This window comes from Arthrobacter sp. ISL-95, assembly GCF_018613695.1.
Classification (GTDB): domain Bacteria; phylum Actinomycetota; class Actinomycetes; order Actinomycetales; family Micrococcaceae; genus Arthrobacter.
In genome coordinates this window covers 14,901-40,292 of sequence record NZ_JAGGPR010000014.1, presented here as the reverse complement: position 1 = coordinate 40,292, position 25,392 = coordinate 14,901, and the positions used below count along the sequence as shown (strand labels likewise).

The 25,392-nt window shown below is 61.5% G+C and carries 27 protein-coding genes; 19 read left to right on the top strand and 8 right to left on the bottom strand.

The genetic code is table 11. From position 1 onward, the window contains the following. Positions 1-2: 2 nt before the first annotated feature. On the bottom strand, positions 3-341 hold the full coding sequence (locus tag J7I86_RS17560) for a hypothetical protein (RefSeq protein ID WP_214821888.1): 339 nt from the start codon (positions 339-341) through the stop codon (positions 3-5). A gap of 458 nt (positions 342-799) precedes the next feature. Here J7I86_RS17560 and J7I86_RS17555 point away from each other — a divergent pair, with 458 nt between their 5' ends. From J7I86_RS17555 to J7I86_RS17530, 6 genes are read left to right on the top strand one after another with little or no spacing between them, the layout of a single operon-like run. Beyond that, positions 800-1,063 carry a hypothetical protein gene (locus tag J7I86_RS17555; protein ID WP_214821885.1) on the top strand — a complete coding sequence of 88 codons (264 nt, stop codon included), beginning with the start codon at positions 800-802 and terminating at the stop codon, positions 1,061-1,063. Further along, complete coding sequence (locus J7I86_RS17550) at positions 1,060-2,415, top strand: EsaB/YukD family protein (protein ID WP_214821882.1); 1,356 nt, start codon at positions 1,060-1,062, stop codon at positions 2,413-2,415. The genes J7I86_RS17555 and J7I86_RS17550 overlap by 4 nt, the downstream gene beginning before the upstream one ends. Further along, positions 2,408-3,463, top strand: coding sequence for a hypothetical protein (locus J7I86_RS17545; RefSeq protein ID WP_214821878.1), 1,056 nt, complete (start codon positions 2,408-2,410; stop codon positions 3,461-3,463). The genes J7I86_RS17550 and J7I86_RS17545 overlap by 8 nt, the downstream gene beginning before the upstream one ends. A 4-nt stretch (positions 3,464-3,467) precedes the next feature. Continuing rightward, on the top strand, positions 3,468-7,442 hold the full coding sequence (gene eccCa, locus J7I86_RS17540) for a type VII secretion protein EccCa (protein ID WP_214821875.1): 3,975 nt from the start codon (positions 3,468-3,470) through the stop codon (positions 7,440-7,442). Beyond that, complete coding sequence (locus J7I86_RS17535) at positions 7,432-7,812, top strand: hypothetical protein (RefSeq protein WP_214821872.1); 381 nt, start codon at positions 7,432-7,434, stop codon at positions 7,810-7,812. Before eccCa ends, J7I86_RS17535 begins: the two co-directional genes overlap by 11 nt. Then, positions 7,809-8,789 carry a DUF6177 family protein gene (locus J7I86_RS17530; RefSeq protein ID WP_214821869.1) on the top strand — a complete coding sequence of 327 codons (981 nt, stop codon included), beginning with the start codon at positions 7,809-7,811 and terminating at the stop codon, positions 8,787-8,789. Before J7I86_RS17535 ends, J7I86_RS17530 begins: the two co-directional genes overlap by 4 nt. Positions 8,790-8,794: 5 nt before the next feature. Here J7I86_RS17530 and J7I86_RS17525 read toward each other — a convergent pair whose 3' ends face one another. The 4 genes from J7I86_RS17525 to J7I86_RS17510 all read right to left on the bottom strand — a co-directional run bounded on the left by J7I86_RS17525 (position 8,795) and on the right by J7I86_RS17510 (position 11,791). After that, a complete protein-coding gene (locus J7I86_RS17525) occupies positions 8,795-10,039 on the bottom strand; it encodes a MinD/ParA family protein (RefSeq protein WP_286179967.1) in 1,245 nt (414 codons plus the stop codon). Between the two features lie 106 nt (positions 10,040-10,145). Continuing rightward, the gene (locus tag J7I86_RS17520) at positions 10,146-10,916 is read right to left on the bottom strand and encodes a DUF6882 domain-containing protein (protein ID WP_214821866.1); all 771 of its coding nucleotides are present in this window, start codon (positions 10,914-10,916) and stop codon (positions 10,146-10,148) included. Positions 10,917-10,996: 80 nt separating this feature from the next. Beyond that, on the bottom strand, positions 10,997-11,215 hold the full coding sequence (locus J7I86_RS17515; RefSeq protein ID WP_214821863.1) for a hypothetical protein: 219 nt from the start codon (positions 11,213-11,215) through the stop codon (positions 10,997-10,999). Between the two features lie 117 nt (positions 11,216-11,332). Then, positions 11,333-11,791 carry a MarR family winged helix-turn-helix transcriptional regulator gene (locus J7I86_RS17510; RefSeq protein ID WP_214821860.1) on the bottom strand — a complete coding sequence of 153 codons (459 nt, stop codon included), beginning with the start codon at positions 11,789-11,791 and terminating at the stop codon, positions 11,333-11,335. 139 nt (positions 11,792-11,930) lie between these two features. Between J7I86_RS17510 and J7I86_RS17505 the strand changes: the two genes are divergently transcribed. The 13 genes from J7I86_RS17505 (at position 11,931) to J7I86_RS17450 (ending at position 22,440) form a co-directional block, all read left to right on the top strand. Beyond that, positions 11,931-12,884, top strand: coding sequence for an SDR family NAD(P)-dependent oxidoreductase (locus J7I86_RS17505; protein ID WP_214821857.1), 954 nt, complete (start codon positions 11,931-11,933; stop codon positions 12,882-12,884). Between the two features lie 2 nt (positions 12,885-12,886). Next, on the top strand, positions 12,887-13,777 hold the full coding sequence (locus J7I86_RS17500; protein ID WP_214821854.1) for an amidohydrolase family protein: 891 nt from the start codon (positions 12,887-12,889) through the stop codon (positions 13,775-13,777). Position 13,778: 1 nt separating this feature from the next. Beyond that, positions 13,779-15,014, top strand: a complete 1,236-nt coding sequence (locus tag J7I86_RS17495) for an acyl-CoA dehydrogenase family protein (protein ID WP_214821852.1) — start codon at positions 13,779-13,781, stop codon at positions 15,012-15,014. A 30-nt stretch (positions 15,015-15,044) separates the two neighbouring features. Beyond that, positions 15,045-15,500, top strand: coding sequence for a MaoC family dehydratase (locus J7I86_RS17490; RefSeq protein WP_214821850.1), 456 nt, complete (start codon positions 15,045-15,047; stop codon positions 15,498-15,500). Positions 15,501-15,541: 41 nt separating this feature from the next. Next, positions 15,542-16,861: an MFS transporter gene (locus J7I86_RS17485; protein ID WP_214821840.1), complete on the top strand. Its 1,320-nt coding sequence runs from the start codon at positions 15,542-15,544 to the stop codon at positions 16,859-16,861. A gap of 12 nt (positions 16,862-16,873) precedes the next feature. Continuing rightward, entirely contained in the window at positions 16,874-18,424 is a 1,551-nt protein-coding gene (menE, locus tag J7I86_RS17480) for an o-succinylbenzoate--CoA ligase (protein WP_214821838.1), read from the top strand. Beyond that, a complete protein-coding gene (locus J7I86_RS22935) occupies positions 18,421-18,597 on the top strand; it encodes a DUF3237 family protein (protein ID WP_309476756.1) in 177 nt (58 codons plus the stop codon). Before menE ends, J7I86_RS22935 begins: the two co-directional genes overlap by 4 nt. Continuing rightward, positions 18,542-18,892, top strand: a complete 351-nt coding sequence (locus J7I86_RS17475; protein ID WP_309476755.1) for a DUF3237 family protein — start codon at positions 18,542-18,544, stop codon at positions 18,890-18,892. The genes J7I86_RS22935 and J7I86_RS17475 overlap by 56 nt, the downstream gene beginning before the upstream one ends. Positions 18,893-19,072: 180 nt before the next feature. Next, entirely contained in the window at positions 19,073-19,555 is a 483-nt protein-coding gene (locus J7I86_RS17470) for a DUF805 domain-containing protein (protein ID WP_214821835.1), read from the top strand. A 185-nt stretch (positions 19,556-19,740) separates the two neighbouring features. Beyond that, the gene (gene lhgO / locus J7I86_RS17465; protein ID WP_214821832.1) at positions 19,741-20,958 is read left to right on the top strand and encodes an L-2-hydroxyglutarate oxidase; all 1,218 of its coding nucleotides are present in this window, start codon (positions 19,741-19,743) and stop codon (positions 20,956-20,958) included. Between the two features lie 64 nt (positions 20,959-21,022). Then, on the top strand, positions 21,023-21,250 hold the full coding sequence (locus J7I86_RS17460; RefSeq protein WP_214821830.1) for a hypothetical protein: 228 nt from the start codon (positions 21,023-21,025) through the stop codon (positions 21,248-21,250). Between the two features lie 125 nt (positions 21,251-21,375). Further along, a complete protein-coding gene (locus J7I86_RS17455; protein WP_214821828.1) occupies positions 21,376-21,678 on the top strand; it encodes a DUF4193 domain-containing protein in 303 nt (100 codons plus the stop codon). 216 nt (positions 21,679-21,894) lie between these two features. After that, a complete protein-coding gene (locus tag J7I86_RS17450) occupies positions 21,895-22,440 on the top strand; it encodes a hypothetical protein (RefSeq protein ID WP_214821826.1) in 546 nt (181 codons plus the stop codon). 105 nt (positions 22,441-22,545) lie between these two features. On the opposite strand, the gene J7I86_RS17445 is transcribed toward J7I86_RS17450, so the two are convergent. The 3 genes from J7I86_RS17445 to J7I86_RS17435 are packed head-to-tail and all read right to left on the bottom strand — an operon-like array spanning position 22,546 to position 25,259. After that, the gene (locus tag J7I86_RS17445) at positions 22,546-24,084 is read right to left on the bottom strand and encodes an APC family permease (protein WP_214821824.1); all 1,539 of its coding nucleotides are present in this window, start codon (positions 24,082-24,084) and stop codon (positions 22,546-22,548) included. Between the two features lie 12 nt (positions 24,085-24,096). Next, entirely contained in the window at positions 24,097-25,122 is a 1,026-nt protein-coding gene (locus J7I86_RS17440) for an agmatine/peptidylarginine deiminase (protein ID WP_214821822.1), read from the bottom strand. Beyond that, positions 25,119-25,259, bottom strand: a complete 141-nt coding sequence (locus J7I86_RS17435; RefSeq protein WP_214821820.1) for a hypothetical protein — start codon at positions 25,257-25,259, stop codon at positions 25,119-25,121. Before J7I86_RS17435 ends, J7I86_RS17440 begins: the two co-directional genes overlap by 4 nt. Between the last annotated feature and the right edge of the window lie 133 nt (positions 25,260-25,392).

Genomic DNA, 25,392 nt, shown 5'->3' with positions numbered 1-25,392 from the left:
GATTATGCCCGTCCTTGGAATCGTGCGGCGTCGAAGTTCGCGGCGCCTTCGGAGCGGCGTGCGTTATCCGAGGCGGACAGGTCGCCTTGGGTGAAGGCGGTGTTCATCCCGGACTGGCCTTGGACGATGCCGGCCAGGGCGGTGTTCAGCTCGGACGCGACGAGGTCGGACCGGTTCTTGAACGAATCGAACGTGGCTTTGCCGGCACCGCTGAATTTGCCTTCGAGCGGGGTCACGGCATCAACGAACCGGCGGACCAGGGCGCCGAGGTCCTGGTGGGACGCGTCGGTTTGTTTGCTCAGGTTCCCGAGTGTCTCGGCACCCATATCAAAGATAGCCATTGATTCCCCCAAAGGTAGATGGTTGTGCTGGAGCACCTTAACAGCATTGCGAACACAACATGTTAAGTCCAGTCGATGCAGTAACAAGGAACTAAGCTCTCCGTGACAGCGTGCGTCACAATCCGCGCAGGTTACGGAAAGCAGTCCCGTGAACTTTACCTTGCCCGCAACAGGGCGCGCACAGAGTCAAAAGGCGCCAACTAGGTGCTGAATCGGACCCAAATAGGTGCTAAAAACACCCAAAATGAGTGGTCGGAAAGATCAACTAGGTACTCCGGTGCCAAAGACCAGAAAAGTTCACCTTCGCAAGGGCGAATGACGCAAGCTCCGGATCAGAGCCCGGGAGCAAACTTTGTCTCAGGCAGATGCTAGGGTCTGGACCGTTATTGAAACCGACCCATGGATTAGGGTTGATGGCACTATGACGCCGTACAGGAGCCTGATGGGGAGGGCCGCACATGGCTGAAGACTACGATTCCCGGCTGCTTGAGTCCGCCCGGGTCAGGAAGCATAGACTCGACGATTCTTTGTTGTTTGGGCAGAACCCACAGGAACGTAGCTATAAGACGGCCACCACGCGGCTCATGCAATCACTCCTGGTCGCAGCGCTCATCGCCGCAATCTGTGTTGGCTTCAGTTTCGTCCAACATCTGCTCAGTGAGCAGGCGGCCAAACAAGCAGTGACGTCAGCATCAGCAACTCTCATCAAAGGAATCCTATGAGTATGGCCTTGAGCCGGGTCACCATTATCGCGGCGCACCGGCATCTCGATGTAAGGCTCCCTTCCGATGAACCCATCGCATCGCTCATGCCGCAAATTCTGAGCCTGATGATGAACGAGCCCACCAGCACCCGGACAGTCACCGGAGCCAGCACCGCAATCCTCATGTCGTCCGTGCTGACCACCAGCGTGGGCATCACCCTGGAAAGTTCACTGACGTTGCGGCAAGCGGGCATCTCCGATGGCTCCATGCTCTACCTGCGCGACGAACGCGATGTCCCTGCAGCGCCTGATGTTTATGACGTCCCCTCCTTCGCGGCCGAATCAACAGAGCGGCTCCCGGCTTTATGGGCCGGGCAGCTGCGGACTGTTGGCCTAGCGACCGTTGCCGGTTTATTGATGGCTGCTGCCGGTTCGTCGTTCGTTGTGCTTCTGCGCGGAGCCGGGAACAGGGATGCCGCCATGATCGGCATCGCGATTGCTGCAGCGTTGATGTTGCTCGGCGCCACAGCCGGACGCGTACGCTCCGTCCCTGGCGGACTCGCGTTGGTTGCCGCTGGGCTGGCAACGGCCGGTTCCACGGCCTTTATGGTGTCGCCTTTCGCTACCGGGGCTCTTCTCCTGTCCGCGGCCTTGGTCCTGGCCTTGGTTGCCTCGGGCATGGCAACGGGTAAGTACATCCCTTTCCTTTCAAGTGCCGGACTGCTCCTCCTTCTGGGTGGATTGTGGGCAGTGCTGGCCTTCAGCACTCGAGATCAGCCGCTCTCAGCCGGTATCACGGGAATCGTGGCTATCTTCGCGTTGGGTGTCGCACCCAGGCTGGCCACCGTATTGACTGGCCTTAGCGGTTTGGATGACGATCAACGCCAAGGTAAGCGGGTCACCCGCAGCACAACGCTGGATGCCGTCCACGCAGCACACGCCACTTTGACCGGTTGGACGCTCACTGCAGCATTGGTGGCTGGAGTTGCGGTGGTGGTGGTTGCGACCGCGAAGAACCGGCCGGTGTGGGCGGTCCTGCTTGCGGTGGCGCTGTTGGGCGCCTTGACGTTCAGGGGCCTGGCGTTGCCGCTGCTTGCGCAGCGCGCCGGAGTCTACGTAGCAGTAGCTGGTGCCTGCTGGGGTGCCACGCAGGTCTTTGCCTTGGCTACCACACAGCCTCTCTGGCTTGCTGTTGCAGCCGCGTTGGCAGTTCTCGTGCTGGTGGCCTCTGTAATTAAGGTCAGGGAACAGACGGCCGCCAGGCTGCGAGTCATCGCCTCAAGGCTCGAGCTCCTCTGCGTCCTTGCCACCATTCCCTTGGTTCTGGGACTTTCAGGAGCCTATACACAGCTAGGACAGACTTTTGGGTGAACAACCGCGCTCCGGATTCCCGATTGACGAGACAAGCACGACGCCGGTGGGCGGCTTCCCGGGGATGGGCAGCACCGCGGCACCAGCGCCAGCCGTGACCGGGGCGGGTCCTGCCGCACCAGCAGCCGCCACCAAGGCGACAACGCCAGCCCCACCTAAGCTGCCGCCGTCGACTCCTCCTGCCCTTGAGCCGCGCTCCACACGGGTGGCCACATCACGCCGTAAAAGCGGCGACAGTTGGTGGGAACGCGTCCGCTTCGAGGTGACCGATGCAGTGACCTCCGGATCGCTGTCCGAGCGGCTCATCAGGGCAAGCTCAGCCGTTGAAGCCCCCATCACCACAGGGCGGCGCATAGTGGTTTTGGGCACGGCGGGTGGCGTGGCAACCACCACCGTTGCGGCGATGCTGGCAAAACTGCTCGGCAGCATCCGTCAGGAACCCGTCATCGCTATAGACGCCACTGATCACAGTGGAAATTTGATGCGATACCTCGGTGCATCGCAGGTGGCCCCGTTGGCCAAGCTGATGCATCAGTTCCGCACAGAACCCGTGCGGACGCTTCCGGATGCCGTTAAGAACGCAGCAGCCTGCGGCAGCCAGGTCTTCGCGGCGGGCAGGGCTGACGTTCCTGCCTTGGCCGACCAACCGCTCGGCTTACAGGAGTGGACAGATGTGTCATCTACGTTTTCGCGCTTTATGGCGGTAACAATCGTCGACGGCGGCGCCTCGCCTTTGTCCCGACACGCGGCGGCGCTTCTGGAGACTGCGCACGCCGTGGTGCTGGTTGCACCGCCGGGTAACCCGGAGGCCGTAAAACTCGCATCCATTCAAGAGTCCTTGAATAACACTTTCCCGGACGTCCAACAAGTGACCGCGGTGGTCCGTTCCCGCCAGAGTCACGATGCCGCAGTGCGCGACGGCGTGCTGCCCTATGACCGGCACCTGGCCAGTGGCAGCAGCCTTCAACTCAGCCGTCTGGGCTCCCGAACCAGGATCGCCGCCACGGAACTGACCGGCAAGGCCCTGATGGCCGCGAACAGGGCATGAGCGCATGACCACACGGATCGTCCACCGCCCTGCCAGGACCACACTTCCTGAAAAGACGCCTGAAGCTGCACTGCTGGATGCCCCACCGCAGCTGGCCGGGGGAGCAGGCGGGATGAACCTCCTTGCCCTGGTGCCCATGTTGGGAGCTGCTACGTCGGTGACGGTGATGATGCTTTTCCGGGGCTCGTCTTTGGCCGGCATTGGCGCGATCATGATGGTGGCCACGGTCCTTGCTTCGGTTGTGCTCATGTTTTCCCAGCGTGGCAAGGCCACCCGTCAAAGGGCGGCCAAGCGGAGACTGTATATGGACTACCTCAGGCGCCGCCGGTCTGATTTTGAGTCAGAAGAACAGCGTGCACGGTCAGGCGCAAATGCTGCGCATCCGCCGGTGAGCCGCCTGGTGCAAGGCGTGGTCAACCATCCCCACCGGCTTTGGGAACGTCGCAGGACGAGTCCTGACTTCCTGGTCACCCGATTCGGCACCGGCAGTGTTCCGCGCAGACCCATCACGATTAAGGACAGCGGCGATGCTGTTGAACGTCCGGACGCCTTCATGCTCTCTGAAGCCGAACAGCTTCGCCAACGCTTTGGCAGCAATCCGGATATGCCGCTGACGCTGCCGCTGGCTGCAGTGTCCGACGTATCGATCGTGGGGGACCGGGAAACGGCACTAATGGTCTGCCGCAGCCTGCTCTGCCAGCTTTCTGCCGCACAATCTCCCGAGGATGTGGAGTTGGCGATTGTTGTTGGTGATGACCAGCTGGAGGACTGGGAATGGACCAAATGGCTGCCCCACATACAGGAGCGGGGAACCCTGCGAAGGGCGGGTTCATTGGCTGAGCTGGCCGGCCTGTTGGAAGGTTCCATGGGTGCGCGGCTCACGGCGGTGAACAGCGCCGCCCGCAACTTCCAGCAAGTTCCCGCGGATGCCCTTCCTAGGCTGATTATCATTACGGACCTTCCAGGGCAGAACGCCGGGGCGCTCCCTGGAGTGCCTGCTGACCTTCCCCTAACCAAGCTTGCGGTGACCCGGATCCATGTGTTGGCTGAGCAGCAACAAGAGCCGGAACGGGTTGACCTCCGTCTGACGGTCTCGCCCGACGCACTGAGTATGGAAGCTACTGCCACCGGCCAAACCATGCAGGGCGTTGCTGATGACGTGTCTCCGGTGGTTGCTGAATCCGTAGCCAGGGCCTTGGCTCCGCTGCGTCTTTCGGAGTTGTCCCACGAATTCGGCGAGCACAAGTCCTCGCGGAGCTACGCCGAGGCCCTTGGTCTGAGCGACTACACGGCCGAGGCCATGCTCCAGTTGTGGAAGAGCCAACGGGGCTCGGATTTCCTGAGGGTTGCCATCGGAGAAGACGAGGACGGAACACCGGTCCACCTGGATCTAAAGGAACCGGCCCAGCAAGGCATGGGACCGCACGGGCTCTGCGTGGGGGCAACCGGTTCGGGCAAATCCGAACTCCTGCGCACAATAGTCCTGTCGTTGATCGCCACACATTCCCCCGAGGACCTCAGCATGGTCCTGGTGGACTACAAGGGCGGCGCAACGTTCGCCCCATTCGAGGCCGCCCCCCATGTTTCAGGCTTGGTCACTAACCTGGTCAGCGATGCCAGCCTGGTGGACAGAATCTATTCCAGCCTCGCGGGAGAGGTTAAACGCCGGCAGGAGTTGTTGAAGAACGGTGGCGACTTTGCCCACATCAACGATTACCGGAGCGCCCGGAGCAGGACCCCGGACAACCCGGCACTTGCTGAGCCGCTGCCCTACTTGTTCGTGTGCATCGACGAGTTCGGGGAGTTGCTCACCGCCCGTGCTGACTTCATCGATCTCTTGCTCTCCATCGGCAGGATTGGGCGTTCGATCGGCATCCACCTGCTCCTGGCCTCCCAGAAAGTGGAGCAAGGCATGCTCCGCGGCCTCGATACCTACCTGGCCTACCGGATAGCACTTCACACCAATTCGGAAAGCGAAAGCCGCACCATCATTGATGTCCCCGATGCCTACCACCTGCCCAGCACCCCGGGCCACGGCATCCTCAAAGTGGACACCACCGTGTTCAAGCGATTCCGTGCAGCCTACGTCTCCGGCGCCTTGCCCCTGGCGGAGGACGACGCCGTCGATTCAGTGACGGAGTCAGTCCCCGTGCAGACCTTCCACCTGGCAGAAGAAACCGTCAACGAGGTGCCCGATCCAGTCCTGATAAACAGCACCATGACGCGGGGCGTTCCCGTAGAAGGCAAGCGCCCCTCAAACCAGGCAGAAAGTGCCACCATCCTGTCCGCCGTCGTGGGCTTCGCCGCACAGCAACCGCGATCAACGCCACCGGTGTGGCTTCCGCCCCTGCCGGTTGCTGTGTCCTTGGCGGGAACCGGCGCCTCACTGGACCTCACCTCCACAGGCCCGAGGCTCGGCCAACCGCAATACCTCAGTCCCGCAATCGGGATCCTGGATGACCCGGCCCGGCAGTGGCAAGGACCGTGGCACCTTGATCTCACCGCCCGAGGCGGCAACCTCGCGATCATCGGTGCTCCGCAAAGCGGCAAGTCCACCGCGCTGCGCACCATCGCGGCATCGCTGGCCTTGAGCCATGGCGTGGAGGACGTCAATATCTACGCGGTGGACCTCCTGGGCAATGCGCTCGCAGGGCTGGCGGCGCTGCCGCATTGCAGTGGGGTGGCCGGCCGCGGCAACAGGGAGCTGCTTCGGAGGACCATTGAAGAGGTTCAAGGCCTGCTGAATGTCCGGCAATCCGTGTTCGATCACCACAAGCTGGATTCACTCCAAGGGATGCGAGCGCTCCGGTCCAGGGGTGGGCTTGGGGAGCTGGCATGCACCGATGCTTTCCTTCTCATCGACGGTTTTGGAAGCCTGACCTCCGAGTTCCCTGAACTGGAGGACTCGGTCCACGACATCATGACCCGCGGTAGCACTCTGGGCGTCCACGTCCTGGTCAGCCTACGGAGTTGGTCCGAGGTACGGATGTCCCGGCAATCACTCTTGGGAACAAGGATTGAGCTGCACCTTGCCGATCCCGCGGATTCACTGGACCGCCGCCTCGCAACAACGCTTGGGGCAAACCGTCCGGGACGCGCACTGACCATGGATAAGACCATTGGTCACTTTGCCCTACCGTCGTTGTCCCCAACCCCGGATCAGGACAATGCCGGGCAGGAACTGGCCGAGCTCGGTGGGGTCTTGGGCCAATACACCCCGCTGACCGCGCCTCCCGTACGCGTCTTGCCTGCACTGACGCGGCTTTCGCCGGATCACAGTCCGGGCGGCGGCAGCATAGCGCTTGGCGTTCGGGAGCACGACGCCGGCATCGAGAACCTTGATCTATTGGGCACGGACAGGGGAGCCGTGGTGATTGGTGACCCCGAAACCGGCCGGAGCAACCTGCTGCGGACTGCGGCCTCACAGCTGATGGCCTCCCACGAACCGGGTCAACTGGCCTTCGCGGTGTTCGATCCCCGCCAACAGCTGCAGGACTTCATCCCTGACGAGTACCTGGGCGAGTATGCCTCCAACGGGCAAAAGGCAGCCCAGCTGGCCGAGTTCGTTGCGGGGCAGGCACGGGACAGGTTAGGCGATGGAAGCAGGTCACCAGTGCGTTCGCCAAAGATCGTGCTCTTGGTGGACGACTACGACATTCTGGCGGCTACCGGAAACCAGCCTCTGCGTGCTTTGGCAAGCTACCTTCCCTCCGGTGCGGACATTGGACTTTTCGCGATGGTCACCAGCAGGACCACCGGCAGCGGCATGATGATGCACGACTCCTTCATTGCCAGTCTCCGGGCCGCCGGCGCCCCCGTCATCCTGTTCTCGGGAGACCGTTCTGAAGGAGTGGTCGCCAACGGTGAACGTCCCGTTCCGCTACCTGCGGGCAGGGCAAGGATTCTTCGCACCAGCCGCCCCCCTGTGACCGTCCAGACCTTCCACCACCATCATGAGGTTGTTCACCATGAGCTATGACTTTCACCTGATTTGCGATCAAGACCCTCGCGAACGTCGTTTCGAGTATGCGTGCGGCGAGTTCGAAAACAAGTTCTTTGTCAACGCCGTGGAGGGCTCCGAGAACCTTGTGGTGAACCTCGCGGGAGAAGATCTGGGGCTCATCAGCGTTCCAGTGAACGTGCCGAATTCTGAAGTGCGACGGGTCTTTGGTGAGGAGGTAGCCCATCAGCTGGCCGGCGACGCCTGCGTCTCAGAGGTCAACTGCCCTTATGACAAAGACACCGCCGAGGCCGTGCGCGCCTTCCTCATGATCACGGTGATCGGAACCAAAGGACTTCTCATTGATCCGCAGTCCAACGAGGTCATCAACGCGGAATGGGGAGCATGAGTTCAATACCGTTGGTGCCCGTTCCAACTCCAGCGGCCCGTCCATGGCTTAGCAGGACGCTGCGCAGGGATCTGCAGCAAGCTGCGGCTGCGTCGGCGGGAAACGGCATTGTCGCCCTTCAGACACGAGCCGATGCTGTCGTCACTTACCCGCTGCTGGCATTTCTCAAAGCCGCGGGAATCCCATGGTTTGCGGAAGACCCCAACGGTGAGGTGCGCGACGCCCTAGCGGCGACCGCCGCCACTCAGTTCAGCGACACCGCTGCGGCGAGCGATGCAGCCGCGGCTAACGATGCCGCTGCGGCGAGCAGCGCGCCCCCGGTGAGCCCCGCCGTCGTGATCCGAGGCAGCGTTCTGCATGCCGCCTCAGGTGAACTCATCCTGGGAGCTTTCACGTCCGGGATGCTGGCAGCTGCCGGGTGCACTCCGGAGTATCAGGGGCCCGCAGAGCCTCTACAGCAGAGGTGGAATGAAGCGGCGCTTACTGCCTGGCTGCGCGAGACCATGCCCTTGGGGATTGCTTTGTTGTCCGGCCAGGGCTTCGCGGGAATAGTAACGGCCTACCGCACGGAAACCGGAGTGGTGGAGGCGTTCGATGTATTGATGTCCGCCTCTCCAAGCAGTACTCTTCCCGATCCGGCAGCACTTGAGGCTGCCGCCGTGGAGGCCAACGCACAGGAACTGACCGTGGAACTACACTTTGGCGCCTCCGGGCTCAGCATCCCTGCCGGCGGGGACGCCATGAGGGTTCCGCAGTTGCTGGTACTGGGGCCATCGCTGCACAGAGGTGTTCCCGAAGCGGTGGAACTGGATGCTGCCGGGGCGGCCTCGGCGCTCCGTGGTCACGCCCCCTTCCAACATCTGGCCGTCCGATACCCGACGGCTTCCACCTGGGATGGTGGAAAAGCCCGCCGCACCCAGGAGCTCATCCTAGGGGCGGCGCAGGGCAAAGCACAGGGTAACCCTCAGGGCCGGTAGCCGGCCTAGATGTAGCCGTCCACGATCGCGGCGGCTATCTCCTTGTAGGCCCTGCGGGTCCCGGCCGAAATCTTGTCCAACGAAATGCGGTCGCCATCGGCGACGCCGCGATCGTGCGGGACTGTAATGAGTTGCCGGCAGAAGCCTGCGAGGTGCTCTTCAATGGCACGCTTATTGACCCGACTGGAAACTTGGTCCTTGTCAGTGACCACCACAATGGCGTTTCTGGCCAGATTCTCGTACCCATGGTCGGCAAGCCACTGGAGGGTATTGCGGGCACGCTTGGCACCGCTCACGGCATAGCCGGACGCGATGACCAAATTGGTAGCTTCCGGGAGCACTCCGGCCATGGCCGGATGTGACACGCCCGTACCGCAGTCAGTGAGAGTCACCGAGTAGTACTGCGACACCAAGTGTTTAATCTTCAGGTATTCAGCAGCCGTCAGGGCATCGGACAACGCGGGATCCTGCTCGCCTGCCACCAAATGCAGCCTGTTGGCGTGATGCATGTAGTCGGTGAGCATTGTCAGCGACGTGATCTTTTCGATGTCCCGGACAATATCCGTGATGGTGCGCGGCTTGACCTTCTGATAGAGCATTTCGCCGAGTGCGCGTTCGGCCAGGTCCCCGCTGTCAGGGTTGGCGTCGATGGCGCACGGGTGGTCGCCGCGGTACTCGGCAAGGATCATGCCCACACCCACGGTAGTGGAGGTCTTGCCGATGCCGCCCTTGAGGCTGAGGACAGCTGTGTTGAAGCTGCCGGAGAGCGGACGGGCGATCCGGCGTTCCAGCTCCGCCTCGTCCTGGTCCCTGGCGCTGGGGCCGAGGTTCACGAAACCACCCGTAGCCGAATACAGAGCGCCGCGGAAGCCCGTGGTGGGACGTGGCCTGTCCGGCCTGACGAACTGTGTCTCAAGGTGCGTCGAACCGTAGCTTGGGGTTGTCGGAGGAGCCACCGCCGAGTCCGAAGGAGCCACTGCCGAGTCTGCCGGGGTGCTGTCTACGGCACCCGGGAATCCTGTCACCGCTTCGGCGCGACCGTCCGGATGAACGTGGAACCGGCCTTCCTGGCCCTTGACATGGTCTACTGCGTCCGCCAGAACCGGGGCTCCGGACGACTTGGCATAGTCAGCAAGCACCGCTATTGCAGCCGAGTAAGGATCAATTCCCTCCGGCGGAGAGATGGCCTCTCCACCTACTGTTACCCTGCCGTCGGCAAACACTTCGACGCGTGTGGCCCCCAGTTCCATCGCTGTACCCTTCGATATTCCGCTACGCATCTTGGTGACGCTCCAACCAGTGATACTAGCCGGGGTAGGCATGGCGGGTCATGTCACGTGTCCCGCATAGGTACATTCAGGCCGATGGCAAACCGGTCAACGACGCATTCATGGTGGTCAGTCTGTTGTTCTCGTCGAACGCAATAGTGGCCTGGCCGTCGTCGAACGTTACCTCAAGGGTGCCTGGAGACGGTTCGGTGACCGGTGTCTGAAGCCGGAAGCGGGCGTAGCTTTCCACGGCTCGGCGGTGGTCCTCGATCATGCCGGCGGCCACCGCCTCCATGAAGCGCATCTGGAAGGTGAGGGCTGATGGCGGCCCCAGCTCCAGGCTGCCGTGGTTGTAGGCAACCACGGCCATAGAGCCCCTGCCGATGTTTGACGTGAAGTGGTTTGCCCGGCCGGTGATCATTTTCACTGCGGTGGCAATCTTGAAGGCCACCAGGGTTGATCCGGCCTTTTCAGCGCTGAGCCTGACTTCCTCGTCCGCAAATGCGGGGACGATGCTGGTGAAGGGAACCTCACCATTGGTCAGTTCGTCAATGCCGTAGTGCCGGCCGAATGCGACAACCTGGTCAAAGACTTCCTTTTGGGCAGGCGTGGCCGCAACATTCGGATTCGCCCATCCCCACAGGAAACTCTTGGGACCGGGGCCGGACGTTCCCACAAAAGCAGTCTGCAAATGCTTTGAACTTCTCCCGGGAAAGTGGAATTCCACACTGGCGAACTGATCGGCAGTGTGCCAACGCTCGTAGCCCCATTCCTCAAAACGATCGTCCTGCATGTGATGGGTTTCGAGGAAAAGGATGGCACCGTCGTCGACGATGTTTTGGAAGGTCAGCTCAGTCATGGGACCCAGCCTAGACATGGGGCAAGACAGTGAAGCAAGTCAAGAAGGCCTGTTGTTAATAAGCCTGACTAGCGACTTCCCTAGCCCCGGGCTGAGGTCCTCGCCATCAAAGCCTGGAGGTCTTCGGCAACCTTGGCTACCTCTCGCTGCCTGGAGGTGCGGGCAGGCTTGGATCCATGTGTTGCCTGCCGGGTCGGCCGGTTGTTAGTGCGGCTTTGGCGGTGGACTTGAGGATCGCGAGCGGGTGCGTCTACGGTGACGGCGCCCTGCAGGGGATCGTGGAAAAGAGGGAAGCTCATAGTTTCCGATCCTGACAGAAGCGTCCGGATGCCGGTATGGACAGGTGCATACGTGAGCGGGGCTCTGCTGTGCAGATGTCCATCGGGCGGCCTCAGTTGGGGCCGCGAGCACTCAGCCTAACCCCACAAGGCTTTCTTGAGCAGAGCTCTTAGCTGCGCGTTCTCGTCTTCAGTCAGTGTGGCCAGCTGGGTCCGCTCACACTCTTCGAGTCCGGCCCGCGCTTTGTTGTGGATCCGGCGGCCCTCAGCGGTGGAGACGATGATCTTTGCCCGGCGGTCCTGCTTGCCTTGGGCTCGTTTGACCAGTCCGCGGTGCTCGAGGTCGTCGACCAGGCTGACCACCTGGCTGGGATCCAGGCTGAGGAAATCGGCCAGTTCACGTTGTGTGGGTTCCAACCCGCTGCAGGCGAGTGTCAGCACGGAGAATGACCGCTCGCGGAGGCCGTAGTCGGCCAGTGCTTTGTTGTTCAGGAGTGAACCTGTGGCGTGCAGTTTGGCCAGCAACAGGCCCACATCGCTGCCGATTTTTGCTGCGGCCAGGCGCGGGGTTTCCACTTCGATGCTTTGCGGGCCCATGACAACTCCAATAGTAATGAAAAACAATCGTTGACTTTTTCAATGATCCGTATTCTCATTGATCATGACAAGGATCTCACGATGCAGTGGGATCGGCTTCACCGGCTCAGGCCGGTTACTGCATGCGAAGGAGCACGCCATGAGCTTGAACGGCAAGGTTGCAATCGTCACCGGGAGTGGACAGGGTCTTGGACTCGCTTACGCGAGGGAGCTCGCCCGCCAGGGTGCCGCCGTCGTTATTAATGACGTGAACGCCCAGACCGCGGCGGATGCTGTTGCGCAGATCGAGGCCGACGGCGGACGCGCCACCGCTGTGGTGGTTCCGGTTGGTTCGACTGATGCTGCGAAGGCTTTGGTGGCCGGTGCTGTTGAGGCGTTTGGCCGCTTGGACATCTTGGTGACCAATGCCGGAATCCTGCGGGATAAGAGCCTGCTGAAGATGACGGATGAGGACTTTGACCTGGTCATCAACGTGCACCTGAAGGGCACGTTCACCTGTGTCCGCGAGGCATTCGCGTACTTCAAGGAGAACAACGTCGCGGGCCGGATCATCACGATTGGTTCGCCGACCGGCCAGCGAGGCAACTTCGGGCAGAGCAATTACGCGGCGGCGAAGGCCGGGATCGTAGGCATGGTCCGGACGTGGGCTTTGGAGATGAAGAAAGCTGGGGTGACGGTGAACTCGGTGATCCCAGTGGCGGCGACGGCGATGACCAAAACGGTCCCGTATTTTCAGAAGGCCGTGGAAGCAGAGGAGCGCGGTGAGGCGATGCCGGCGTTCTTCCGCCATGATCTTGGTTTTGGAACGGCCGACGACGTCGCCGGGCTGATTGCCTTCCTCGCCTCTGATGCGGCTGCTGAAATTACCGGCCAAGCGATCGGCGCCGGTGGTGACCGGTTGCAGGTTTGGACACACCCGACGGCGGCGAGTACCGAGTACCGTGAGGGCGGTTGGAGTTACGAGGCCCTGCAGGAGAACGCTGGATCGCTTTTTGGTACTGAGGCACTGCAGAGTTACGGCGAGGAATTCCTGCCGCTGCCCGCGGAGCTCCGGCCGGAACAGGCCAAACCTGAAGCCGTACAGGCCCGCTGATCATGGCTACCCGTTACGAATTGGGCATCGACGCCGCTGCGGTGGATGCGATCGACATGCACGTCCATCTCGAAGTGGACAGTTGCGGACACGCTTCCCTGCCGGAAGCGCTGACGGAGGCCTCGGCGAAGTACTTCAAGTCCGAGGACCGCACGCCATCGCTGGACCGGATCGCCGAGGTGTACCGCGAACTAAACATGGCCGCCGTCGTGTTCACTGTTGACGCCCGCACCCAGCTCAAGCACGAGCCCAACAGCATCCCGGAACTGATCGAGGGCGCTGCCCGGAACAATGATGTGCTCATTCCGTTCGGCAGTGTTGACCCCAGGACCGGGGAGGACGCGATCGCGGGAGCGAAGCACCAGGCTGTTGAGCTGGGCGCCCGCGGTTTCAAGTTCCACCCTTCGCTGCAGGGTTTTGATCCGTCCAACGAGACGTTCTACCCACTCTGGGAAACGCTCCAGGAGCTGGGACTTCCCTGCATATTCCACACCGGCCAAAACGGCATGGGGGCAGGTCTCCCCGGCGGGTATGGGATCAAGCTCGCCTTCTCCAATCCGCTCCTGCTGGACGCTGTGGCGGCAGATTTCCCGGGCCTGCAGATCATCATGGCCCACCCTTCCGTGCCGTGGCAGGACGAGGCAAACTCGATCGCGACACACAAGTCCAACGTCTTTATTGACTTGTCCGGGTGGTCGCCGAAATACTTCCCGGAGTCACTCGTGAAAGCGTGCAATTCGGTACTGCAGGACAAGGTGTTGTTCGGCACGGACTTTCCGCTGATTACGCCGCAGAAGTGGCTGGGCGCGTTCGCCGACCTGCCCTTGAAAGACGAAGTCCGGCCCAAGATCCTCAAGGACAACGCCGTCCGGCTGCTTGGTCTGGATGGCTGAGATGACTGCGACTGCTACGACGGCCACAGGAACAGCCCAGCGGCTGTACTCCGTCGCGGACTGGTACGACGCCGAAGCTCTCCTTAGCACCGCGGAACGCCAGGTACTTGGCCGGCTGCGGGACTTCCTTGACGCCGAAGCGAAGCCCTTGTTGGCCGAGTACTGGGAGAAGGGGGAGTTCCCCGAACAACTGGCACGGCCGTTGATTGACCTGGATCTGATGGAACCAGCCGACCTCACTGTTGAGGCCCCTGCGCGAGGGATTTACCACGGCTTCCGGATCTTCGAACTGGCCCGTACTGACGCTTCGCTGGCCACCTGGTACACCGCCCAGGCAGGGCTGTTCCGGACAGCCATCCGGGTGGGTGCGTCCGAAGAGCAGCAGAAGGAGTGGATGCCCAAGGTCATCGACTTCTCCCTCAAGGGCGTCTTTTCCTTGACCGAACCCGAGCACGGCTCTGATATCGCCGGGGGGCTCGCTACCACGGCCCGCTTCGAAGAAGATCCCGACGGCGGCACTGGCTCCGGTGCTTGGCTTCTGGACGGTGCCAAACGGTGGATCGGGGGCGCGTCCACAGCCGACGTGCTGTGCGTATTCGCCCGCGATGTCGCCGACGGGCAGGTCAAAGCGTTCCTCGTTGACCGGAGCGCTCCCGGGGTGTCCCTGGAGAAGATCCAGGGTAAGACCTCACTGCGGATGATGCAGAACGCCCACATCACGTTGAACAATGTCAGGGTTCCCGAAGCCATGCGCCTGCACAATGTGAACTCCTTCATAGACGTCGCCGCTATGCTCCGGGCGATGCGCTCGGACGTTGCCTGGATCGCCGCCGGAATCCAAGCCGGGGCGTTCGAAGCAGCGCTGGCTTATGTGAAGGAGCGTCAGCAGTTCGGCAAGTCCTTGGGCTCGTTCCAACTGGTCCAGGAGAAGCTGGCCCGCATGCTCGGCAACGTCACGGCTTCGCTTTCACTCGTTGTACGGCTGACCGAGCAGCAGGGCTGGGGAATCTACCGGGATCAGGACTCGGCCCTGGCCAAGATGCAGACGTCCCTGATGATGCGCGAAACCGTTGCCCTCGCCCGCGAAGTGGTGGGCGGTAACGGCATCACGCTCGCCGCCGACGTCGGGCGTTTCCACGCCGACGCCGAAGCCGTCTATTCCTACGAAGGCACCCACGAGATCAACGCCCTCATCATCGGCCGCGCCCTCACCGGCGCCAGTGCTTTCACCAACTAAATCACTTCAAACAACTACCAGGAGGCAAAGATGCCCAATCTCGTCGTCGATTTCGACACCCTGCTCACCATGTCCGGCAAGGACCTGGGCACCACCGACTACCGCGAAATCACCCAGCAGCAGATCAACCTGTTCGCCGACGCTACGGACGACCAGCAGTGGATCCACACCGACCCCGAACGCGCCAAGGACGGGCCGTTCGGTGCCCCGATCGCGCACGGCTTCCTCACCCTGTCCCTGATCATCCCGTTCTGGGGCGAACTCTTCGACGTGGAAGGCGTGACCACCAAGGTTAACTACGGCCTGGACAAAGTCCGCTTCACCTCACCGGTGAGGGTGGGCTCCAAAGTCCGCATGAACGGCAGCATCGCTGAGGTCACCGAGGTCAAGGGCGGCGCCCAGATCAAGGTCAACGCCACCATCGAAATCGAAGGCCAGGAACGCCCCGCCGTTGTTGCCGAATTCCTCGCACGCTTCTACAAATAAACCCTCCACCAGCAATTTTCCTCCTCTCCCAAGGAACAGCCATGTCAGGACACACTGCGCTCGCATCGTCGAGTACGGCCGCCAAGCGCAAAGAGGCGCGCACGGTCATCTTGTCCAGCTATCTGGGCAGCACCATCGAGTTCTACGATTTCCTGTTGTACGCAACGGCCGCAGCGGTTGCCTTCCCCAAGGTGTTCTTCGCCGGTACTGACGAATGGGTGGGCGTGGTGGCTGCCTACGCCACGTTCGCTGCCGGGTACGTTGCCCGCCCATTGGGTGGCATCATCTTCGGACATTTCGGTGACCGCATCGGCCGCAAGGGCATGCTGATCGTGTCCATGGCGATGATGGGTGTCGCTTCGACGTTGATTGGTTTGATCCCGGGAGCCAACGTCATTGGTCCTTGGGGTGCCGTGATCCTGGTGGTCTTGCGTGTCTGCCAGGGAATCGCAGTGGGCGGTGAATGGGGCGGGGCCGCACTCATGGCTTTGGAGCATTCGGACCCCAAGCGGCGCGGGTTTGCGGCGTCGTTCGTCAATGCCGGCGCCCCGACGGGCGCAGTGCTCGGCACCGTAGTGATGGGCATTTTCTCCGCCCTTCCTCAGGACGCGTTCCTGGCGTGGGGTTGGCGCGTGCCGTTCCTGTTGTCCTTCGTGCTTTTGATCGTGGGCATGTTCGTGAGGTTGCGGGTTTCCGAGAGCCCCATCTTCGCCGAGGCCGTTGCCAAGGAAAAGGGCACCAAACGCAAGATGCCGTTGCTTGAAGTGCTGAAGCGTCCCAAAACCCTCATCATGATCATGTTTGCCGGTGCTGCCGGCTTCGGCCTCCAGGTAGTGCTGCCCACGTTCGCCGTCACCTTTGCAGTGTCCAAGGGCGCACCACAGCAGGGCGTGCTCTATGCCTTCGCAGGCGCCTCGGCCATCTCCATCCTGTTTGTCCTCTTGGGCGGTAGGCTCTCCGATCGCTTCGGCCGCCGTCCGGTCATGGTCACCGGCCTGGCTTTGTTCATCCTGTACCTGTTCCCAATGTTCGGGATGCTCAGTTCCGGCAACATCGCTTTGGTTTTCATGGCCTTCACAGTGGCGCTGGTTCTGCATTCGTCCCTTTATGGTCCACTGGCCGCATTCGTGTCCGAGCAGTTCGGCACCACAAACCGCTACACCGGCGCTGCCGTTGGCTACCAGTTGGCAACCCTGATCGGCGCTGGCTTCACGCCCGGCATTGTGGCGGGCCTTTATAAGGACGCCGGCCAGAGCATCGTCCCGGTGGTGGTGTTCCTGTCCGTCATGTCGCTGGTATCGATTGTCTTCATCCTGCTGACGCGGGAGTCTAAGAACAACGACCTCTCTACGGTCAGTTAGGAGCACTGCACCATGGACAACAACGGAGTTGGATCCTGGCTGCACCGGCGCCGGATCAAGTCCGGTACCAAAACGGCAGTCATTTCCGGTGAGCACACTGTCAGCTACGCAGAACTCGCAGACCGGACCGACCACTTGGCCAATGCGCTCAAGGATAGGGGAGTGAACAAGGGGGACAGGGTGGCTTACCTCGGCGAAAATCACGCGTCCTTTGTGGAGACGTTCTTCGCCTGTGGGCTGCTGGGCGCGATCTTCGTCCCGCTGAACACCCGTCTGACGGCCCCGGAGTTGCGGTATCAACTGCAGGACTCAGGAGCACGGCTCTTCATCAGCGCGGCATCGTTGGAGACCGTCGCCGCCGGATCCTGCATGGACACCGAGGTAACCCACCGTCTTGTAGTGGCGCCCGACGACGTTACTGACAGTTCCGCTCCTAAGCTGCCATCCGGCGTCGAGCACTATGGCGAGGTTCTCGACGCTGCAACCGCGGCAGCGCAGGATGAAACCGTGACGCTGGACGACGGCGCCATGATCCTCTACACGTCCGGCACCACCGGCAAGCCCAAGGGTGCACTGCTGACGCACGGCAACATCACCTGGAACTGCATCAACACGGTGGTGGACATGGACCTGAACCGCAACGATGTAGCGCTGATGATCTCGCCGCTGTTCCACGTGGCATCCCTGGATATGGGTCTGCTTCCCATGCTGCTCAAAGGCGCCACTGTGGTGCTTGAAGCCAAGTTCGACGCCGGCCGGGTACTGGAGCTGGTGGGGCAGCACAAAGTCACCACGCTCAACGGCGTCCCCACCACCTTCCAGATGCTCTGTGACCATCCCGGATGGTCGACGGCGGATCTCAGCTCCCTGGACAAGCTCACCTGCGGCGGTTCCGCGGTTCCGCAGAGGGTGTTGGACGCGTATGAGCAGCGCGGCATCGGTTTCACCAGCTGCTATGGCATGACCGAAACCGCGCCCGGGGCAACCATGCTCCCAGTATCGCGGTCCAAGGAAAAGGCCGGCTCTGCGGGGCTGCCGCACTTCTTCACAGACGTGAGGATTGCCGATCCGTTAGGCGGCGTTGCTGCGCTCGGAGAGGTGGGAGAGATCCAAATCTCCGGACCCAACGTGATCAAGGAGTACTGGAACCGGCCGGAAGCCACCGCAGAAAGCTACTCGGACTCGTCCTGGTTCCGTTCCGGCGATATGGGCTATCAAGACGCGGACGGGTTCCTGTTCGTTTCGGACCGCATCAAGGACATGATCATTTCCGGCGGCGAGAACATCTACCCGGCCGAGGTAGAAGCTGCCATCGCAGAGCTACCGGCAGTGGGGAGCGTGGCAGTGATCGGAATTGATGACTCGAAATGGGGAGAAGTGCCCCGGGCGATCGTCACTTTGCGTGAAGGAGAATCTTTGACCGAGGACCAACTGCGCTCGCATCTGGAAGGCCGGTTGGCGCGGTACAAAATTCCCAAATCCGTGGTGTTTGTTGAGGAAATGCCACGAACCGCCAGTGGAAAGATCCGGAAGATGGACCTCCGAAAGCACTACGCACAGTGACGCGTATTCCGCAGCCGCCAGCGTTGACGTTCCTCGCCACTCTGAGCGCGGACGTAGGTGAGCCAATTGACGCCGGTATTACTCCGGAGGGGCACCGGCGGATCGTGCCCATCACCGGTGGGACCGTTTCCGGGCCAACACTTCCACGGGCGCGTGTTGCCGGCCGGTGCTGACTACCAGATTCTCCGGAGTGCCGAGCTGACGGAACTGGATGCCCGGTATGCCGTGGTACTCGATGACGGAGCAATGGTTTATGTTCACAACGCGGCTCTGCGTTTCGGTGCTGTGGAAGATATCGCCAAGTTGAATAAGGGAGATGCAGTAGATCCCGCGCTGATCTATTTCCGGTGCAGCCCTCGCTTTTCCACTGCTTCAGTTCAGTGGGCTCGGCTCAACCACACCATCATGGTGGGAACAGGGCGCCGCCGGCCCGGTTCGGTGGAAATCGACGTGTTCACTGTGAGCTAGCTCGTGGGAATTGCCGGCTCATGAAAGCCCCCGCGGACGAAATATTGCGTTACCAAGCTAAATCCGGGTTAATTTCCTCCATCGAACTGCATAATTCGCTGTTGGGGCATTACGATGAGCACGACTCACACTGAGCATGAAGCTACATCACGACTCACACCTAACCCGGGGGATATAACAATGAGCACTTACCCGCAACAACCGCAACAAACCGAGCAGTACGGCGTTCAGGCCGGCGAGCCGCCGCTGTGGGCACCGTACTACGGCGCTCCGATCGGCGCTGCCGTGAAGCGTTTCTTCAAGAAGTACACCGCGTTCAGCGGCCGCGCGAGCCGTAGCGAATACTGGTGGTGGACCTTGGTGGCAGCGCTTGTTTCCGTCGTGCTGCAGATCTTTACGATGTCCGGTTTGTCCGTTGGCGTCGATGGCGACCCGGTCTACGGTGCCACGTTTGTCATTGGCTCCATCGTTTGGGGTCTTTGGGGCCTTGCCACGATCATCCCGTCCATCGCTTTGATCATCCGTCGCCTGCATGACGGCAACTTCAGCGGCTTGTTTGCCCTGCTTCTTCTGGTTCCCTTCGCTGGCCAGTTGGCCGTGTTCATCATGACGCTCCTGCCGTCCAACCCGGCCGGCCAGCGTTTCGATCAGCCGACTGCATAGTCACCACCCCGGCAAGTAATACCTGCCAATGAAAAGGGCGGCACCTCGCGTGCCGCCCTTTTTCGTGCCCTTTTCGGGTTCCTTAGTGCCGCTCAAGGGGTGCCCGTGAAATGCTGTGACTGACTCGGACCCACGCCAACGACTGACCCACCCACGACTGACTCACCCCAACGACGAGGAGTGCCATGCCCCACCCTCCACACATGAGGACCATCAAGCGGTGTGCCGTAGTTGGCGGCGGGATCATCGGCATTGCGGTGGCGCGGGAACTTGTCAACAGACTCGACGACGTCCAGGTCACCGTCTATGAAAAGGAAGACCGGCTCGCAGCCCACCAGACCGGGCACAACTCGGGTGTGGTTCACGCCGGCCTGTACTACGAACCCGGCGGGCTGAAGGCAAAGCTGTGCCGCAGGGGAGTAGAGCTGCTGCAGGAATTCTGCGCCATGAAGAACCTGCCCTACGAAGCCTGCGGCAAGCTGGTGATCGCCCAAACACCCGAGGAATCGGCTCGCCTGGACAAGATTTTCGCCCGCGCCACAGCCAACGGCGTTCCCGGCGCACGGATGCTGCTGGGCGAGCAGATACGCGAGGTGGAGCCGAACGCCGTCGGGCTTTCCGCCTTGCACTCGCCGGAAACGGCGATCGTTGACTACACGGCCATCACCAACGCGCTCGCCGACGACGTCCGCAGCTCCGGAGGGACCATCCGGCTGGGGCAGGAGGTTATTGCCCTTGAGCAGCAGGACAACGGCGTGGTGGTTAGTACACAGGACAGCGGCGAACATTACGACCTCGTGGTGGCCTGCGCGGGACTTCAATCGGACCGTGTGGCCGCAGCGACCGGTGAACCGGCTACCCCAAAAATCGTGCCCTTCTTCGGACAGTATTTCCTGCTGGGCAAGGAAGCCCGAGATCAAGTGAGTGGTCTCATCTACCCCGTCCCGGACCCGAAGCACCCCTTCCTCGGCGTCCACCTCACCAAACGCATCGACGGCGAAATGATGCTGGGCCCGAACGCGTTCATCTCCTTTGGTCGCGAGTCCTACGCGTGGAATGAGGTGGATGTGCGCGACGTCCTGAATTACACGCTTTTTCCTGGATTCTGGAATTTCGCCCGGCAAAATGTGCCGTCAGCCGTTCGAGAATTCCAGACCGTAGTGAGCAAGAAAAAGTTCATCCGCGAGGCCATGCGCTTCGTGCCCTCGTTGGAAGGCGCCACCATTCTTCCCGGCACCAGGGGCGTCCGCGCGCAGGCCATGAACGGTGATGGTTCGCTGGTGGATGACTTTGTCATCGCACGACGCCGGGACACGGTCTTGGTGCGCAACGCACCTTCTCCTGGGGCTACTTCGTCCATGGCCATAGCGGAGTACATCGTGGAGAAGGCTTTGCAGGACTGAGGAGTTAACAAGCTCGTGATCCATCCGAAACGGCCTCCAAACGCAAGCTGGATACCGTTACCGCATGATCGGATCACTGGCCTCCTTTGCCGCCTCAGCAGGCACCACCATTGCAGCCTGGATCGAGGCGGCCTACGTTCTGGATTGCACTGGTCCGGCAGCGGAGGAAGACGGGGCAGGCGGGCACGGAGCCATGAGTGATCTGTGGTGGCTCCCGGCCCTCAGCGGCGTCACGGTTGCCAGTGCGCAGGCCATCCAAGCGCACGCCCTGAGGGTGCAAACAGATCCGTAGAACCAGCCGGGAATGCTGCAGAATGTCGCGTTGGGCACACTATTCGTTTATCACCGCCGATATGCCCTAAACTGCTTCACTGAGGTGCCGGAATAGGCACTATGCAGCAACGAAAGCGAACCTCAATGGCTACTGATTATGATGCCCCGCGCAAGACAGAAGAAGAGTCTCCCGCCGAGTCGCTTGAGGGCCTCCAGGCTTCCCGTGTAAACACTGCGCAGACCGCGGTTATCGACGTCGAGGAAAACGATACCGCCGAAGGCATTGACCTGCCCGGCGCAGATCTTTCCGGTGAAGAACTGACCGTCGTTGTTGTTCCGGAGCAGTCTGACGAATTCACGTGCGGCTCCTGCTTCCTGGTCCGTCACAGGTCCCAGATTGCACTGGAAAAGAACGGTCTTAAGTTCTGCAAGGACTGCGAAGGCTAAGTAACGCCAAGGTCTCGTTATCTTGGGTTACGAACATGGGCGCGAGGACCCTCTGCGCGGCCGCTCATCACCCAAAAAACTGCCCTTCGATAACCCTCTTGTAATCGCAGCAGCGGCCACTTAACGGTTGCGCCCCGAAGCGGATACAACCCGCCCAAACGCCCCGATGCACTCCTACTGTTGAAGTATCAACTTCGCCTGAAGGGGGCACAAAAAATGAGGAAACTTGGAGCGGGTTTGGCAGCGGTCATGGCAGCTGCCGGGCTCGGTCTGGTGGCGCCGGGACCAGCCTCGGCAGCTACATATTGCGGTATTTCGTGGGGTTCCATGGCCAAGGCCGACCCCGACATGAGTTCCGCCAACGTCACCAACGTTCGCACGGGCCAACAGCCCTGCTACGACCGCCTGGTCATTGACATGACCGGCAAGGTGGCCGGCTACGCGGTTCAGTATGTTCCGGTGGTCACCCAGGATGCTACCGGCTATCCCATCCCGGTTCTGGGGGATGCTGACCTGCAAGTGATGGTCACTGCACCGTCCTACAACCAGTACAGCCAGCCAACGTATGAGCCGGCAGCCAAGGCGGAACTGTCCAACGTCTCCGGCTACCAGACGTTCCGGCAGGTGGTTTACGCGGGCAGTTTTGAAGGCACCACGAGCATCGGGCTGGGCGTTCGTGCCCGCCTTCCGTTCCGGGTGTTCACCTTGGACGGGCCCGACGGCGGTTCGCGCCTGGTGGTGGATGTGGCACACCGCTGGTAAAGGCTTCTTGCTGGAGCGCCCAGAAGCTACGAAAGCTGCCAGTTCGCCCGGATGATTCCGGCGAACTGGCAGCTTTCCCGCGTTTCGCAGCTTTGTTCCGGCTCTCTACTCCGGCACTACCAGCGCAGGCGTATCCTTCCGGATGGTCTCGCCGCGGAAGAACCCGGGCCGGACCCGGGACATGATCAGCATGACCACGGCACCCAAGGCCAGGATGCCGATGCCCAGGACGAACACGAGCCCCACCCCGAAGATCTGGGAGCCACTGCCAAACTCAGGAGCCCAGCTGTCTACTGCGGTCTGCAGGAACACCACAAACAGTCCAACCCCACCCAACAGCGGGCAAACGAGCCGCAGGAAGAAGTTCCGGGCGCTGGAGAACACGCTGTTACGGAAGTACCAGACGCAGGCGATGGCCGTGAGCCCGTAGTAGAAGCAGATCATCAGGCCCAAGGCAAGGATGGTGTCGTTCAGGACGTTCTCGCTGATTACGTGCATTACCGCGTAGAAGCCCGCGGACAGGACGCCGGCCGCAACGGTGGCGAAGCCCGGCGTCGAAAACTTCTTGCTCATGTGGCTGAAGCGCTCCGGCAGGGCGCCGTAGTGCGCCATGGCCAGCAGGCTGCGTGACGGCGAGGTGAACGTGGACTGCAGGGATGCCGCAGAGCTGGAGAGCACGGCCAGGGACATGAGGATGGCGAACGGACCCATCACCGGTGATGCGAGTGCAGTGAAGACGTTGGCGTGGTTTTCCTCGTTGTTCAGGCCGATCCCGGTATCGCCGACGCCTGCGAACATCATGGTGGCAATGGTGACCAGGAGGTAGATGCCCAGCACAATCACCGCTGTCAGCGTGCCTGCCAGGCCGGCGGTTTTCTTGCCGTTGGCAGTTTCCTCGTTGACGGTCAGGCAGACATCCCAGCCCCAGTAGACGAAGATCGACAACGAGATACCAGCTGCGATCTGGCCGAAGGTTTCGATCTTGGTGACGTCGAACCAGTCCCAGCTGAACGGCACAGCAGTCTCGGAGGTGGACCAGTTGGCGAACGCCATGGCAACGAACAGGCCAAGGACCAGCAACTGGAAACCTACCAGACCGTACTGGACGATCTTGGTGGTGTGAAGGCCGCGGTAGCTCACCCAAACGGCGAGGGCCACGAAGACGAAGCACGTGGCAACGTTGAGAAGCTTGTTCGAAGCGAGGTCAGCGAGTTCCGGAGAACCCGTGGCCTGTGCAAGGAACAGGTAGAAGAAGTCCACGGCCACTCCGGCCAGGTTGGACAGAACGATGATGTTGGCGGCAAGCAAGCCCCAGCCACCCATCCAACCAACCCACGGGCCGAACGCTTTGGTGACCCATGTGAAGGTGGTGCCGCTGTCCGGGGAGTCTGCGTTGAGCTCCCGGTAGGCAAGCGAGACCAGGATCATCGGAATGAACCCGATCAGGAAAATGACGGGCAGTTGCAGCCCGGCTTCGTTGACTGTTGGCCCGAGCGCGCTGGTGAGCGTGTACGCCGGGGCGATGGTTGAAATGCCAAGAACGACGACGGCGAGGAGCCCCAACTGCCCCGTCTTCAGTCCCTTGCCGCTGATCTCGTGCGACTCTGCAGCTTCATTGCCGCTGCGGCGGATTGTCTGGCTCATATGAGGCCCTTTCTAGATGGCCGAAGGCTGCTGCTGCGTAATGCAGTGGATGCCGCCGCCCCGGGCGAAGAGTTCGCGCGCGTCAACACCGATCACGCGGCGTCCGGGGTAGGCGTCGGCGAGAATGCGGAGTGCTTTCTCGTCCATGGGTTCGTTGAAGCTGCAGGCGATAACCCCGCCGTTGACCACAAGGTGATTGATGTAGCTGTAGTCCACATATCCCTCATCGTCGGTAAGAGTCTCCGGAGCGGGAACTTCGATGATGTTCCAGTCCCGGCCCGCTGCGTCATGGGTGGTGCGCAGGAAGTCGATGATCTCCCGGGAGACCCTGTAGTCCGGATGTTCCGGGTTCTGTTGGGAATGGACCAACAGCGTGCCCGGGCTTGGGATTGCGGCCACGATGTCCACGTGTCCGCGAGTGCCGAACTTTTCCGAGTCACGCGTGAGGCCTCGAGGAAGCCACACCACGTGGGTGGCGCCGATGGTACGGGCCAGTTCCAGCTCGATGTCGGCTTTCGTCAGGCCTGGATTTCGACCCTGATCGAGCTGGACAGTCTCGGTGACCAGGACGGTGCCTTCACCGTCAACCTGAATGCCACCGCCCTCGTTGACGATCCCTGACGGGATGTGCCGGGCGTTGGTGCGGCCGCTGATGTCCTCGGCAATGAGCGAATCCTTATCCCAGGCTGCCCAGTCCTGGCCGCCCCAGCCGTTGAAGATCCAGTCCACAGCGCCCAGTTGCCGGTTGGAATCCAGGACGAACGACGGACCGATGTCCCGCATCCAGGCATCGTTGAGCTCAGCGGTAATTACCTCAACGCGTGGATTCAGATAGCGCGAGGCCGTTTCGACGTCGTCGGGTGTTACCACCATGGTGACGGGTTCAAATTCAAGGATGGCATTGGCAACTGCCGCCCAGGCCGAACGTGCTGCGTGGGCGTCTTCTTCTGTGTCACCCAAGGTGTAGCCGCCGGTGGGGAAGGCCATCCAGACGCGGTCCTGAGGAGCCGTTTCCGATGGCATGCGCCACGCGCTCACGCGATAACCACCTGGGTTTGCTGCGTTTTTACTGCGCCGAGCGGGGCGTTGGGGTCCACCGCTTCGGCCGGTCGCCGGCGGGTTGCCGGGCCGATGGTCAGGGAAGCGAAAGCTTCCGAGTGTCTGATTTCAATCATGGGGGGGTTTACTCCGTGAGACGACTGTCACTAAATGAATAGTGTTCATTTAGTATGACGGGAGTCACCCTCAAGCGCAAGGCGCGTTTTTGTGACGCGCTTGCGTTGCTCCCGTAGTCGTTCGAACCGTACA